Genomic DNA, 13,392 nt, shown 5'->3' with positions numbered 1-13,392 from the left:
CGGCTGACGTCGGGGGTATCGCACCCGCCGCGGGCCTGGTGCCGACCCTGCGCGTGCTGGTTGCCCCCGATTGCTACGGCGACAGCCTGACCGCGGTCGAGGCGGCCGCCGCGATTGCGACGGGCTGGAACCAGGTGCGGCCCGCCGATCGATACACCATTGCGCCGCAATCCGACGGCGGCCCAGGCTTTGTCGAGGTGCTGGCCAGCCGATTCGGCGAGCGGCGGCAACTCGAGGTGTGCGGCCCGCTGGACGAAAACGTGCAGGCCGAGTGGGTGCTGGACCTCAACTCGGGAACGGCTTACCTGGAATGCGCGCAGGCGTGCGGATTGGCCCGCCTCGGCGGCCCGCCGACGCCGCAAACGGCGCTGTCCGCGCACAGCAGGGGAGTCGGCCAGCTCATCGCCGCTGCCCTGCGGGCGGAGGCCGCACGGATCGTGGTCGGCTTGGGCGGCACTGCCAGCACCGACGGCGGCCGCGGAATGGTCGACGAGCTGGGCGGCCTTAGTTCGGGCCAGCGGCGGCTGGCCGGAGTGGAGCTGATCGCCGCGTCAGACGTCGAGTACCCGCTGTTGGGGCCGTGGGGGGCCGCGGAGGTGTTCGGGCCGCAGAAGGGAGCGGATTCGGCCACCGTCGCCATGCTCGAACACCGGCTCACGGAGTGGGCCGGTGAGCTGGACGCAGCCGCCGGGCGGCCGGTCAGCGCACAAGCGGGCGCCGGGGCCGCCGGGGGCATCGGCGCGGCGCTGCTGGCCCTGGGCGGCCGGTGTGAATCCGGTGCGTCGATCATCGCCGAGCACACGCGGTTGGACGACGACATGGCCGGCGCTGATCTGGTGATCACCGGCGAGGGCCGGTTGGACGACCAGTCGTTGCACGGCAAGGTCGTCGGCGCGCTGGCCGAGGCGGCGCGCTCGCACGACATACCGGTCGTGGTGATGGCTGGTCAGGTAGACCTCGACCGGCTGGCGGTGCGATCGGCGGGCATCCTGGCGGCTTACGCGATCGCCGACTACGCCGGTTCGGCGCGGCTGGCTTTGGCCGACGCCGCCAACCAGCTCATGGGCCTGGCCTCCTACGTAGCGGCGCGACTCGGGAATAGAGGCCCGACAAGGTACCTTTGAAGGGGTGGGTTTTTTCATCGGGGTGCACAAACCCTCCACCGACCCGAGAATGATTTGAGCTTGTAGGCACTCATAGGGAGACGCAATGACTGTTCAGGACGAGACTGCCGCCGCAGGGTCAGCCACCTCAACCCACGGCGTGATCTTGACCGACGCCGCGGCAGCCAAGGCGAAGTCACTGCTGGAACAGGAGGGACGCGACGACCTGGCGCTGCGTATCGCAGTCCAACCAGGGGGATGCGCGGGCCTGCGTTACAACTTGTTCTTCGACGACCGCGCGCTGGACGGTGACCTGACCGCGGACTTCGGTGGTGTGAGGCTGACTGTGGACCGGATGAGCGCGCCCTACGTACAGGGCGCCTCCATTGACTTCGTCGACACCATCGAGAAGCAGGGCTTTACCATCGACAACCCGAACGCCACCGGCTCGTGCGCCTGCGGCGATTCGTTCAACTGACGTTCGGGCTTCCCCTTTTGGGGCGAGGCTAGTAAGTGCCGGCGGTCCGCTGCACGTAGGAGCACACCAGCACCTGGTTGTGCTGGGAAAGTAATTGCGCGATCCCCTGTATCTGCTCGTGCACGGCGCTGCCGGTGGCAGGTTTGACGCGCATGCTGAACAACACCTGCGCCTGGTAATCCGACCAGTAGACGATCTTGTCGATCGAGGTCACCTGGGCATCGGAGAACTGCTTGCGGAACGCGTCGCTGCTCAATTTGGCCAGCGCCTGATCGGAGCGCCGGTCCCGTACGGCGTCGTAGATGCCGCACAGCGAGTTGCGCGCGATGGTCTCGGTGTCGCGATGGTCGAGGGCGTCCAAATAGCCCTGGATCGCCGTTTTGGCGGTGGCGTCGGAGATCGCGCCGGCGGAGGTGGTAGGGCCGCCGCGCACACCGTGCACAATCGCCGCGATCAATCCGGCAACCACGACCAACGCCGCCACAGCGGCCAGAAGCACCCGTCGACGGCGGCGTTTCGGGTAGCGCACCGGCGGTGGCAGCAGACCCGGATAGGCCGCCGACGGCGGCGCCGCTTCGGCCGCTTGGTGCAGCGGCGGTGCCGCGTACGCCGGCTGGCCGGGGATGGGCTGGCTGGGATGCGGGTCGGTGAACGGCGGTCCGTGGGTGCCGAGACGGTGGTCCGGCGAGTACGGACCGGGCATAGGCGGTTCTCCTCGGGTATCGGGGCTGGATGACCCTGAACGAAGTCTGTCGCCGCTAGGTTTCTCTTACCGAGGCTAGCGGGCCGCGCTGCGCGCCGCAGCGGCGGCCACAAGCCGCGGGTAAGCTTAGCTAGCCGAACTTACGAACGAAGGGTGGTTTTTTCGTGACGATTGCGGTGACCGGTTCGATCGCGACCGACAATCTGATGCGGTTTCCCGGCCGGTTTTCCGAGCACCTATTGGCCGAGCATCTGCAGAAGGTATCCCTGAGCTTTTTGGTCGACGACCTGGTGATCCATCGTGGCGGCGTGGCCGGCAATATCGCCTTCGCCATCGGTGTGCTGGGTGGTGACGTGGCACTGGTCGGCGCGGCCGGTGACGACTTCGCCGACTACCGCGAATGGCTGCAGGGTCACGGTGTCAACTGCGACCACGTGCTGATCTCCGACACGGCGCACACCGCGCGTTTCGTCTGCACCACAGATCTCGACATGGCTCAGATCGCGTCGTTCTATCCCGGCGCCATGTCGGAGGCCCGCAACATCAAGCTCGCCGATGTCGTGTCGACCGTGGGTAAACCGGATCTGGTCATCATCGGGGCGAACGACCCCGACGCGATGGTGGTGCACACCGAAGAGTGTCGGAACCTCGGTCTGCCTTTCGCCGCCGACCCGTCCCAGCAGCTGCCCCGCCTCTCTGGAGAAGAGATCAACAAGCTCATCGACGGCGCCGCCTACCTGTTCACCAACGACTACGAGTGGGAGCTGTTGCTCTCCAAGACCGGCTGGTCGGAAGCCGACGTGCTGGAAAGGGTCGGCCTGCGGGTGACCACGCTGGGCGCCAAGGGCGTCGACATCGTCGACCAGGACGGCACCACCGTCCATGTCGGCGTGGTGCCCGAGACCAGCCAAACCGACCCCACCGGCGTCGGCGACGCGTTCCGGGCCGGTTTCCTGACCGGCCGCAGCACCGGCCTGAGCCTGGAGCGTTCTGCGCAGCTCGGCTCGCTGGTAGCCGTGCTGGTGCTGGAGTCGACCGGCACCCAGGAGTGGCACTGGGACCGCGACGAGGCGGTGACTCGGCTGGCCGGGGCCTACGGCGACGACGCCGCCCGCGAGATTTCCGCCGCGCTCGTCTAAGCCGCCGTCATAGCTGCACCGGGTAGCTAGGCTCGCTGATCTGTGGCATCACACTGTGCTCGACGAAGATCCCGTGCCACAGCATAAAGATCAGTACGGTCCACAGCCTGCGACTGTGATCGGTTGTGCCGCAACGATGTTCGTCTAACATCCGACGAACGGCGGGCAGGTCGATCAGATGGTCGGTTGCTGAAGAGTTCACCATTTCATGCGCCCACTCCAGCAGCGGGCCGGCACGCAACCAGTGCCGGATAGGCACCGGAAAGCCCAGTTTCGGCCGGTTGAGGACGTGCGGCGGAACGATGGGTTCCAGCGCGCGCCGCAGCGCGTACTTCGTGGTGGTACGGGTGATCTTGGCCTGCACCGGTAATCGGGAGGCGACCGCGAATACCTCGGGATCCAGAAACGGGACCCGCAGTTCCAGCGAGTTGGCCATCGTCATCTTGTCGGCCTTGACCAGAATGTCGCCGCGCAGCCAGGTGAACAGGTCGATGTGTTGCATGCGCGCCACCGGGTCCCAGTCCGCTGATTGCGCGTACAGCGGTTCCGTCACGTCAGTGTGCGTCCACTCCGGCCGGAACCCGGGCAACACGTCCTGCAGTTGCGCGTCGGAGAAGCTGCGTGCGTTGCCGTAGTAGCGCTGCTGAAGCGTCAGCGATCCGCGGTGCAGCAGGCTTTTGCCGCGCATGCCGTCCGGCAGGGGTCTGGACAACGTCCCCATCGAGCGTCGCAGGCGCCCGGGAAGATAGTCGAAAGGCTTGAGCGACAACGGCTCCCGGTAGATGGTGTACCCGCCGAAAAGCTCGTCGGCGCCCTCCCCGGATAGCACCACCTTGACGTGCTTTCGCGCCTCACGGGCGACGAAGAAGAGTGGCACCAGCGCAGGGTCGGCCACCGGCTCGTCGAGGTACCACACGATCTCGGGTAAGGCGGCGACGAACTCGTCGGGAGCCACCACCTTGGCGACGTGCCGCGCACCGATCGCTTCCGCCGATGCCACCGCGACGTCGATCTCGGAGAATCCCTCACGCTCGAACCCGGTGGTGAAGGTGATCAGCCGGGGGTTGTGCCGGATAGCCAGCGCCGCGATCGCCGTCGAGTCGATGCCACCCGACAGAAAGGCGCCGACGGTCACGTCGGCGCGCATGTGCTTGGCCACCGAGTCCTCCAGCACCGCGGTGATCTCGTCGTAGCGAGCCTGCTCGGTGTCCCGGGTAATCGGTGTCGCCGCGAACCGCGGCACGAAGTAGCGGGTGGTGTCCGGTGCGGCGGCACCAGGACGAATCCGCGCATAACAGCCGGACTCGAGCCGGCGCACGCCGCGGTGCAGGGTCTCGGGTTCGGGCACATACTGCAGCACCGTGTAGTGCTGTACGGCGCGCAAGTCGATGGCGGTGTCGAAACCGATCACGTCGGCCAGTTCCAGCAGGCATTTCTTTTCGCTGGCTACCGCGGTGCCGCCGGTTCCGGTCGCCATGAACAGCGGTTTGATGCCGAAGGGGTCACGGGCGCAGAATAATTCGCCGGCGACGTTGTCCCACAGCGCGAAGGCGAACATGCCCCGCAGCCGGGTCAGGGCGTCGGCGCCCCAGTAGTGATAGGCGGCGACGATGGCCTCACCGTCGCCGTCGGTGGCGAAGACGGCGCCGTGCCGCTCGGCGAGCTCGGCCCGCAGCTCCAGATAGTTGTAAATCTCGCCGTTGAACACCAACTCATACCGGCCGGGGCTTTCCGGTGGCCCCCAACGCAGCGGTTGATGGGAATGGGCGATGTCGATGATGGACAGCCGGTTGAAGCCGAACACGACGGTGCCGGCGGGATCGGCCCAGGTGCCCGGCTCGTCGGGTCCACGGTGGCGCATCAGGTGCGATGCGCGGGCGACGGCATCGGCCGTATCACGGGCACCGCTCGACGAATCGCCGCCGGCCGCAGCGCTCACGAAGGCCAGCAGTCCACACATCGCGCCCAGTATGCCGCAACGCGGAAAGGTGGGCGCCGCCGCAGGTCGCGGGCCGGCCGGCGGTCGGAGGGCGGGCGCGGGGGCTCCGACACGGCTTGATTACTTGGCGTGGTCTACGCTGCGTAGTATTCGACATGCTTGCTGTCGGTCCTAGCTTGTGATTCAGGAGGAGCCACGGTGACACCTCGCGGACCAGGCCGTTCGCAGGGCTTGTTGGGAAGCCGCTCCGCGGGCTCCCGCCGGCGTCGGCTACTGGTTTTGGCCGGCCTGCTCGGCACGCTGGCGGTCACGCTGAGCGGATGCAGTTGGTCGGAAGTCTTGGGCATGGGCTGGCCGAGGGGCATCACCCCGGAGGCCGACTACAACCGGCAGCTGTGGGTCGGCGCGGTGATCGCATCCCTGGTGGTCGGCGCGATCGTCTGGGGCCTGATCTTCTGGACCAGCGCTTTTCACCGCTGGAAACCCACCGACACCGAGTTGCCCCGCCAGTTCGGCTACAACATGCCACTGGAGCTGGTGCTGACCGTGACGCCGTTCCTGATCATCTCGGTGCTGTTCTACTTCACCGTGGTGGTGCAGGAGAAGATGCTGCACCTGGCGTCCGACCCGGAGGTCGTGGTCGACGTCACCTCGTTCCAGTGGAACTGGAAGTTCGGTTACCAGAAGGTCGATTTCAAGGACGGCACGCTCAATTTTGACGGAGCCGACCCGGCCCGCAAGGCGGCAGTGGTCTCCAAATCGGAAGCCCAGAACAAGCAGGGCGAGGAGCTTCCCGGTCCCGACCATGGAATCACCATGCAAGACCGCAGCTATCTGAACTACGACAAGGTCGAGACGGTGGGTACCAGCACCGAGATCCCGGTACTGGTGCTGCCTGCGGGCAAGCGCATCGAGTTCCAGCTGGCCTCCGCCGACGTCGTCCACGCTTTCTGGGTGCCGGAGTTCCTGTTCAAGCGTGACGTGATGCCCTATCCGCATGAAAACCATTCGGTGAACGTCTTCCAGGTCGCTGACATCAACCAGACCGGCGCATTCGTGGGTCGCTGCGCCGAAATGTGCGGCACCTATCACTCGATGATGAACTTCGAGGTCCGGGTGGTGCAGCCCAACGACTTCAAGGCCTACCTGCAGCAGCGGATCGCGGGTAAGACCAATGCCCAGGCATTGCAGGCGATCGCCCAGTCGCCGGTCGCGGTCACCACTCACCCGTTCGAGACCCGCCGCGGCGAGCGTGCGCCCCAAGCGAGTAACTAGGAAGCCCCCATGCATATCGAGGCCAGGCTGTACGAATTCGTGGCCGCGTTCTTCGTGTTCTGCACGGTTCTTTACGGCGTGCTGACCACCTTGTTTGCCACCGGGGGCATCGAGTGGGCCGGCACTACGGCGCTGGCGCTGACCTCTGGAATGGCGCTGATCGTGGCGACGTTCTTCCGCTTCGTGGCACGCCGGCTCGACACCCGCCCCGAGGATTACGAGGGTGCTGAGATCAGCGACGGCGCAGGCGAACTGGGTTTTTTCAGCCCGCATAGCTGGTGGCCGATTCTGATCGCGCTGTCGGGCTCGGTAACCGCGGTCGGCATTGCGTTGTGGCTACCGTGGTTGATTGTCGCCGGGGTGGTGTTTGTCCTGAGTTCGGCGGCCGGGTTGGTCTTCGAGTACTACCTCGGTCCGGAGAAGCACTAGTCGGCGCCCGCAAAGGTCACAATCAGGGCATCAGTTGATCCGTGTCCCGTTCACCGAGAATGCCGCGCAGGTAACGGTTGGGTAGGGTTTCCGAGGCACAATGAGGAACATCGGAGCGCGCGCTCAACAACACAGCCGCGGTGCTGCGCGCGTCGGTGAAGTAGTCGGACAGGACAGGCAAACATGAGCGGGCCCAATCCACCAGGACCAGAGTCCGAAGAACTGGAACCCGGAGTCGAGCCCAGCGAAGGCGACGCCGAATTCGAGGAGGGCGGCAACGAATTCGGCGAAGAGTCGACGGGGGACGGGGCCGAACGGGAGGGCGATACGGCCCAGACGGATATCTATTCCCGGGCTTACTCGGCTCCGGAGTCCGAACACGTCACCAGCGGCCCATATGTGCCCGCAGACCTGGACCTCTACGACTACGACCGATACGACGAGCTAGCCGACGAAGAAGCCACCGCGCCACGCTGGCCGTGGATCGTCGGCATTGTCGCGATTGCCGCGGCGATCGCCCTGGTGGTGTCGGTGTCGCTGCTGTTCACTCGCACCAGTACCAACCAGGTGGCGACGCCCAGCACTGCGCCCACATCGACGCCGCCGATGCAAGACGAGATCATCGTCACCACACCGCCACCCGCGCCGCCTCCGCCGCCGACGACCAGCGTCCCGCCACCACCACCGCCTCCGCCGACCAGCGAGGCTCCGCCACCGCCACCTCCGCCGCCGACCGAGGCACCGCCGCCACCGCCTGCTCCGGCGCCGGCCCCTGCTCCTGCTCCGGCGCCGCCCGCCGCGGCGCCGCCGCCCGCGGGCGCTCCTCCCGCAGCACCCCGGCAGGTCACCTACTCGGTGACCGGCAGCAAGGCGCCGTTTGACCAGATCACGATCACTTATACCGACGCCTCCGGAATGCGACGGATCCTGAACAACGTGTACATCCCGTGGACCCTCACGCTGACACCGATCTCGCAGTCCGATGTTGGTTCGGTCGAGGCGTCCAGCTTGCTGCGGTTGAGCAAACTCAACTGCTCGATCACCACCAGCGACGGCAAGGTGTTGTCGTCGAACGAAAACAACCAGCCACAGACGAACTGCTGATGATCGACCGGTACTCCCAAGTCTGGGGCGCGCGCAGCAAGATCACGCCCGTTACCGCCGATCGCATACTGGTTGGGTCCTGCGCCGCTGTCTGGCTGGCGTTGGTGGGGATGAGCGTGGCGGCCATCGTCGCGCTGGCGGACCTCGGCCGGGGCTTCCACGACCCGAAAGGGAACCCGCACACCTCGTCGGTGCTCTACGCGATCATCGTCATCTCCGCGCTGATCATCTTGGCGTCGATTCCGATGCTGCTGCGTGCCCGTCGGTCCACCCGGGACGGGCCGCTCACGCGATCGGCGCGGACGGCACGCACAACGGGTGGGCAGCCCATCAGGGCCGAGCACGCGCCCGCGCCGACGATCACGGGGCAGGGCTATACCGAGCGGTTGACCACGCTGCGGCCGGCCTTGTCAGACGCGGCAGTGGACCGCGTCTGGCTGCGCGGCACCGCCGCTCTGATGATCACCATCGGAGTGGCGCTGCTCGCGGTCGCGGTGGCCACCTACCTGATGGCCATCGGCCACGATGCCTTCTCGTGGACCAGCTATGGGATCGCCGGCTTCGTCACGCTGATCATGCCGTTGGTGCCGTGGCAACAGGTGCGCCAGCTACGCCGCACGCTCGCCGTATAACCGCCCAGGCGGTTCGCTGCCCTAGTGGTGGCCGTTCGATGAGCCGTTGCTGCCGTCCTGGTGCTCCCGCAGTGCGGTGAGGGCGCGTTGTTCGGCGCTGTGGTGGGCCTCGGAGAGAGCGGCGTCTTCGGAGGGGGGGTCGGCGAACAGGAAGCTGCCCGAGCCCGGCGAGCCGCCGGAGCCGAGCTTGTTCATCTTGACCGGTACCGCGGCGCCTTGGTATTCCAGCGGCACGGGGTGGCCGTGGTCGTCGACCGGGCCCAGCGGCTGGTGTAGTTCGATGTAGGCGCCGTGCGGCAGGCGTTTGATGATGCCGGTTTCGATGCCGTGCTCGAGGATGGCGCGGTCGCTGCGTTGCAGGCCGATGGCCCATCGGTAGGCGATGAAGTAGACGAACGGCGGCAGCACGATCATGCCGATGCGTCCGATCCAGGTCGTCGCGTTGAGCGAGATGTGGAATTTCAGGGCGATGACGTCGTTCATCGCGCTGAGGGTGAGGATCATGTAGAAGGCGATCGCCATGGCCCCGATCGCGGTGCGCACCGGGACATCACGCGGGCGCTGCAGCAGGTTGTGGTGGGCGTAGTCGCCGGAAAATCGCTTCTCCAGGAACGGGTAGATAATCAGCAGCGTGAAAACCAGGCCCATGATCAACCCGACCCAGACCACCGCGGGGATGGTGTGGTGGCCGATGTAGAACTCCCACGCCGGCCAAATACGGGCCAGGCCTTCGGTCCACATCATGTAGAAGTCCGGCTGGCTGCCTGCTGAGACTTGAGATGGCTTGTAGGGACCCAGGTTCCAGATCGGGTTGATCTGCAGCAGTCCGCCCATCAGGCCGACAATCCCGGTGGTCAGCGCGAAGAAGGCGCCGGATTTGACGGCGAATATCGGCATCACCCGCACGCCGACGACATTGTGCTCGGTGCGACCGGGCCCGGGGAACTGAGTGTGCTTCTGGAACCACACGAACGCCAGATGCGCGCCGATCAGCGCCAGAATGATCCCCGGCAACAGCAGGATGTGCAGCCCGTACAACCGCGGGATGATGTAGCCCGCCGCGGTGCAGTCGCTACCCACGCCGCCGCAGGGGAAGTCACCGCCGAACAGTGCCCAGTGCAACCAACTGCCGATCACCGGCATTCCCAAGGTGATCGACGACAGCGCGGCGCGCAGGCCGATGCCTGATAAGAGGTCGTCGGGCAGCGAGTAGCCGAAGTATCCCTCGAACATGGACAGGATCAGCAGCAGCGAACCGATGACCCAGTTGGCTTCGCGGGGCCGCCGGAACGCACCGGTGAAGAAGATCCGGGCCAGGTGCACCATGATCGCGGCGGAGAACATCAGCGCGGCCCAGTGGTGCACCTGGCGGACGAACAGGCCGCCGCGCACCTCGAAGCTGATGTCGAGTGTGGACGCGTAGGCCTTCGACATTTCCACGCCGCGCAGCGGCTGGTAGGCGCCGTTATAGGTGACGTCGTTCATGGAGGGGTCGAAGAACAGCGTCAGGTACACGCCGGTCAACAGCAGGACGATGAAGCTGTACATAGCGATCTCACCGAGCAGGAACGACCAGTGCGTCGGGAACACCTTGTTGAGTTGGCGGCGCACCGCAGCCGAGGGGTGATAGCGGGTGTCGATATCCTCGGCCTGGCGGGCGAGGACCTCGCCGATCTGGGGCGGTTTGGGCGGACTCAGTTTTGGACTCATGATGTTGTGCGCTCCCAAAATGCCGGTCCGACAGGCTCGATGAAGTCGCCGTTGGCGACGAGGTACCCGTCGGCGTCAATGGTGAGGGGCAGCTGTGCCAACGCGCGCGCGGCCGGCCCGAAAATCGGCTTGGCGTAATGCAATGCGTCGAACTGCGACTGGTGGCAGGGGCAAAGGATGCGATAGGACTGCTGCTCGTAAAGCGATGAGGGACAACCCAGGTGCGAGCAGACCTTGGTGAAGGCGAACAGCTCACCGAAGTTGAAGCTCTCCTGGCCTTTTCGCTTCACTACCCGCGACATGTCGGCGGGCTTGATACGGATCAGCATCACCGGGTTACGGACGGCGGTCAGGATGGATGTCAGCTTTTCGTGTGATTCCACCGTGGTGCCGTCGCCGTCTGACTCGCGCCACGGGAAGACCGTCTCCATGCCGCCGGCGTCGATGTCTTCGGGCCGCATCTTGACGAACGGCGCTCCCAAGCTTTCGCCGGTCGCCCGGGCCACGTAGATCGTCTCGCCGTGATAGCGCGGCGTCCAGCCCGAGGTCCACAGCACGGCTTTCTTGCCGTCGGCGGTCTGCACCACCGGTTTCCACGGGTTCTTGATAAGGCCGCCGGCAAATGCCACCAGGGTGCCGAGCCCGAATGCGCCGAGTCCGGCGCCCAGCGACAGGCCGATCAGTTTGCGGCGCCGCAGCGTCGAGCCTTCGAAGGCGTCGGTCAGGTTTGCGGCCACGGTCTTGCGGTCGATCTCATCTGAGCCGGCCGCGCCGTAGTGGCGGTCCTGGATCGAAATCTCTTCGGGGATGAACTTTTTCTGGAAGAGCACCGCGCCCACGGCGATGCACAGCACGGACAGCCCGAAAGTCAGGCCATAGAGCGGGGTGGCCAGGGTGTACAGGAAGCTGCCATGGGCTCCGTGCGGTTTGTACTCCCACGGCCAGAACAGGAAAACGACCAGCAGCGCGAACCCGAAGAACCCGCCCAGCAAAAGCCATGTCGCGACGAGGCGTTCGGCCCGCTTCTCGGCCTTGGTGCCGGCAACCGGCCAGCGCGGCTCCTTGTAGACGGTCTCCACGCCGTCGATCCGGCCACCCAGGGCGACGAGTTCGTCACGCGACATGGCGTTCAGTTCGGCATCGGTGGGCTGCCCGGTGCCTTTCGCGTCGTCGCTCACGATCGTGCCCCAATCCACAGCGCCGCGCCGATGACGGCGACCATCCCGATGATCCACATCGCCATGCCCTCGGGGGCGGGGCCGAACCCGCCCAGGCCGTTGCCACCCGGACTACGTTCCTCCGTAACGGATTTCACGTAGGCGATGATGTCTTTCTTGGCATCGAAGGAGAGCTGGCGATCGGAAAACTTCGGCATGTTCTGCGGACCGGTCAGCATCGCGTCGAGGATCTGCTGCTCGTTGGCCGGCTCCAGGTCGGGCGCGAATTTGCCGGACGACAGCGCCCCGCCCTTGCCGGTGAAGTTGTGGCACGACGAGCAGTTGAGTCGGAACAGATCGCCGCCGCGGCCAATGTCGTCGCCGCGCAGCGATTGCATTGCGATACTGCCGTCCGGGTTGCGTACCACTGCGGGCCCGCCGCCGTTGGCTTCCACGTAGGCGCCCAGCGCATCGATCTGAGGGCCGTCGAATACGGGGTCTTTGCGGACCGCCTGGGCTTCCCCGCGCACCGCGGGCATCCGGCCGGAAGATACCTGGAAATAGACCGCGGCCTCGCCCACGCCGATCAGGCTCGGCCCGCGGTCGGGCACGCCCTGCAGGTTGGCGCCGTGGCACGTCACGCACGAGGTGTCGAAAAGCTGCTTACCGGTCCGCAGCAGCGCCGACGACGACTCGTCTGCGACAGCCACTTGAGGGCTGGGGGTCAAGACGGCGGCCAGCCCGCCGGCCGCCGAAAGTGCCACCACCAGCAGTAGTCCCGCCGACAAACGGCGGCGCAGGCGACGCCGCGCCCGATCACTCAGCGATCGGGCCAAACCCAGTCTCTTCAACCGAGCACTCCTGTCCTTGCGCGCGCTGGTCATCGGATGAAATAGATCGTCGCGAACAGGGCGATCCAGACGATGTCGACGAAGTGCCAGTAGTAGGAGACGACGATCGACGCGGTCGCCTGCGCCGGGGTGAACTTGCTCATCGTGGTTCGGGCCAGCAGGAAGATGAACGCGATCAGCCCGCCGATGACGTGTAGTCCGTGGAAGCCGGTGGCCAGGTAGAAAACGCTGCCGTAGGAGCTGCTGGGGATGGTGGTCCCGTGACTCATCAGGTGGTGGTACTCGTAGGCCTGCCCGAGCACGAAGAACAACCCCATCGCAAAGGTGACCACGTACCAGCGACGCAACCCGAACACGTCGCCGCGCTCGGCCGCGAAAACCCCCATCTGGCAGGTGAACGACGAGGCGATCAGCACCAGCGTGACCGGAACGGCTTGGTAGAGGTTCAGTTCGGTCGGCGGGGGCGGCCAGTTGCCGCCCGCCTGGGCGCGCGCCGTGAAGTAGAACGCGAACAGCCCAGCAAAGAACATCAGTTCACTGGAAAGCCAGACAATGGTGCCGACACTGACCATGTTGGGGCGGTTGAGCGAATGTACGCGCGCCGTGATAGCAGTACCCGAGGTCCCTACCGCACTCGTCACATCCGCAAGTATGACGCTTTGTAGTTGTCGACCTCCACTCGGGGCGGCAATTGGCGAGCGGAATTCATTTCGGTGCGCCCGCTGCGCCCGGCTGCGCCGCGCTTGCGATCGGCCGGGGCCCTGCGATGGCGACCCGCTGCGCCCGGCTGCGCCGCGCTTGCGATCGGCTGGGGCCCTGCGATGGCGACCCGCTGCGCCCGGCTGCGCCGCGCTTGCGATCGGCTGGGGCCC

Annotated in this window: 13 protein-coding genes and 1 pseudogene; 7 read left to right on the top strand and 7 right to left on the bottom strand. The window is 66.1% G+C overall.

The window, feature by feature from the left end; genetic code table 11:
* Positions 1-47 precede the first annotated feature (47 nt).
* Positions 48-1,124 (top strand): glycerate kinase, encoded by a 1,077-nt coding sequence (locus tag VNW74_RS09905; RefSeq protein ID WP_325676457.1) that lies wholly within the window; start codon positions 48-50, stop codon positions 1,122-1,124.
* An 85-nt stretch (positions 1,125-1,209) separates the two neighbouring features.
* Positions 1,210-1,581, top strand: a complete 372-nt coding sequence (locus tag VNW74_RS09900) for an iron-sulfur cluster assembly accessory protein (RefSeq protein WP_325676424.1) — start codon at positions 1,210-1,212, stop codon at positions 1,579-1,581.
* A gap of 28 nt (positions 1,582-1,609) precedes the next feature.
* On the opposite strand, the gene VNW74_RS09895 is transcribed toward VNW74_RS09900, so the two are convergent.
* Entirely contained in the window at positions 1,610-2,284 is a 675-nt protein-coding gene (locus VNW74_RS09895; protein ID WP_325676423.1) for a hypothetical protein, read from the bottom strand.
* Positions 2,285-2,448: 164 nt separating this feature from the next.
* Between VNW74_RS09895 and VNW74_RS09890 the strand changes: the two genes are divergently transcribed.
* Positions 2,449-3,423 (top strand): carbohydrate kinase family protein, encoded by a 975-nt coding sequence (locus VNW74_RS09890; protein WP_325676422.1) that lies wholly within the window; start codon positions 2,449-2,451, stop codon positions 3,421-3,423.
* 7 nt (positions 3,424-3,430) lie between these two features.
* Here VNW74_RS09890 and asnB read toward each other — a convergent pair whose 3' ends face one another.
* Positions 3,431-5,383, bottom strand: coding sequence for an asparagine synthase (glutamine-hydrolyzing) (asnB, locus tag VNW74_RS09885; RefSeq protein WP_325676421.1), 1,953 nt, complete (start codon positions 5,381-5,383; stop codon positions 3,431-3,433).
* Between the two features lie 177 nt (positions 5,384-5,560).
* On the opposite strand from asnB, the gene VNW74_RS09880 reads away from it, so the two are divergent.
* From VNW74_RS09880 to VNW74_RS09865, 4 genes are all read left to right on the top strand, one after another.
* On the top strand, positions 5,561-6,637 hold the full coding sequence (locus tag VNW74_RS09880; RefSeq protein WP_325676420.1) for a cytochrome c oxidase subunit II: 1,077 nt from the start codon (positions 5,561-5,563) through the stop codon (positions 6,635-6,637).
* 9 nt (positions 6,638-6,646) lie between these two features.
* On the top strand, positions 6,647-7,066 hold the full coding sequence (locus tag VNW74_RS09875) for a cytochrome c oxidase subunit 4 (RefSeq protein ID WP_325676419.1): 420 nt from the start codon (positions 6,647-6,649) through the stop codon (positions 7,064-7,066).
* A gap of 183 nt (positions 7,067-7,249) precedes the next feature.
* Positions 7,250-8,170: an MmpS family transport accessory protein gene (locus tag VNW74_RS09870; protein WP_325676418.1), complete on the top strand. Its 921-nt coding sequence runs from the start codon at positions 7,250-7,252 to the stop codon at positions 8,168-8,170.
* Entirely contained in the window at positions 8,170-8,802 is a 633-nt protein-coding gene (locus VNW74_RS09865) for a DUF2561 family protein (RefSeq protein ID WP_325676417.1), read from the top strand. The genes VNW74_RS09870 and VNW74_RS09865 overlap by 1 nt, the downstream gene beginning before the upstream one ends.
* Before the next feature lie 21 nt (positions 8,803-8,823).
* On the opposite strand, the gene VNW74_RS09860 is transcribed toward VNW74_RS09865, so the two are convergent.
* From VNW74_RS09860 to VNW74_RS09840, 5 genes and pseudogenes are all read right to left on the bottom strand, one after another.
* On the bottom strand, positions 8,824-10,512 hold the full coding sequence (locus tag VNW74_RS09860) for a cytochrome bc complex cytochrome b subunit (RefSeq protein WP_325676416.1): 1,689 nt from the start codon (positions 10,510-10,512) through the stop codon (positions 8,824-8,826).
* The gene (locus tag VNW74_RS09855; RefSeq protein WP_414686646.1) at positions 10,509-11,693 is read right to left on the bottom strand and encodes a ubiquinol-cytochrome c reductase iron-sulfur subunit; all 1,185 of its coding nucleotides are present in this window, start codon (positions 11,691-11,693) and stop codon (positions 10,509-10,511) included. Before VNW74_RS09855 ends, VNW74_RS09860 begins: the two co-directional genes overlap by 4 nt.
* Complete coding sequence (locus tag VNW74_RS09850; protein ID WP_414686644.1) at positions 11,687-12,553, bottom strand: c-type cytochrome; 867 nt, start codon at positions 12,551-12,553, stop codon at positions 11,687-11,689. The genes VNW74_RS09855 and VNW74_RS09850 overlap by 7 nt, the downstream gene beginning before the upstream one ends.
* On the bottom strand, positions 12,550-13,161 hold the full coding sequence (locus tag VNW74_RS09845; RefSeq protein ID WP_325676413.1) for a heme-copper oxidase subunit III: 612 nt from the start codon (positions 13,159-13,161) through the stop codon (positions 12,550-12,552). The genes VNW74_RS09850 and VNW74_RS09845 overlap by 4 nt, the downstream gene beginning before the upstream one ends.
* Positions 13,158-13,392 (bottom strand): annotated as a pseudogene (locus VNW74_RS09840) (hypothetical protein); the annotation flags it as partial. The pseudogene VNW74_RS09840 and the gene VNW74_RS09845, both read right to left, overlap by 4 nt.

It is taken from the genome of Mycobacterium sp., from assembly GCF_035570115.1.
GTDB lineage: Bacteria > Actinomycetota > Actinomycetes > Mycobacteriales > Mycobacteriaceae > Mycobacterium.
This window is presented reverse-complemented; position numbering and strand designations above follow the sequence as displayed.

What these genes read in the sequence shown, in the direction of transcription:
- VNW74_RS09900 (WP_325676424.1), top strand. Translation starts at nt 1,210, where the DNA reads ATGACTGTTCAGGACGAGACTGCCGCCGCAGGGTCAGCCACCTCAACC.
- VNW74_RS09895 (WP_325676423.1), bottom strand. Translation starts at nt 2,284, where the DNA reads ATGCCCGGTCCGTACTCGCCGGACCACCGTCTCGGCACCCACGGACCG.
- asnB (WP_325676421.1), bottom strand. Translation starts at nt 5,383, where the DNA reads ATGTGTGGACTGCTGGCCTTCGTGAGCGCTGCGGCCGGCGGCGATTCG.
- VNW74_RS09875 (WP_325676419.1), top strand. Translation starts at nt 6,647, where the DNA reads ATGCATATCGAGGCCAGGCTGTACGAATTCGTGGCCGCGTTCTTCGTG.
- VNW74_RS09870 (WP_325676418.1), top strand. Translation starts at nt 7,250, where the DNA reads ATGAGCGGGCCCAATCCACCAGGACCAGAGTCCGAAGAACTGGAACCC.
- VNW74_RS09865 (WP_325676417.1), top strand. Translation starts at nt 8,170, where the DNA reads ATGATCGACCGGTACTCCCAAGTCTGGGGCGCGCGCAGCAAGATCACG.
- VNW74_RS09860 (WP_325676416.1), bottom strand. Translation starts at nt 10,512, where the DNA reads ATGAGTCCAAAACTGAGTCCGCCCAAACCGCCCCAGATCGGCGAGGTC.
- VNW74_RS09850 (WP_414686644.1), bottom strand. Translation starts at nt 12,553, where the DNA reads ATGACCAGCGCGCGCAAGGACAGGAGTGCTCGGTTGAAGAGACTGGGT.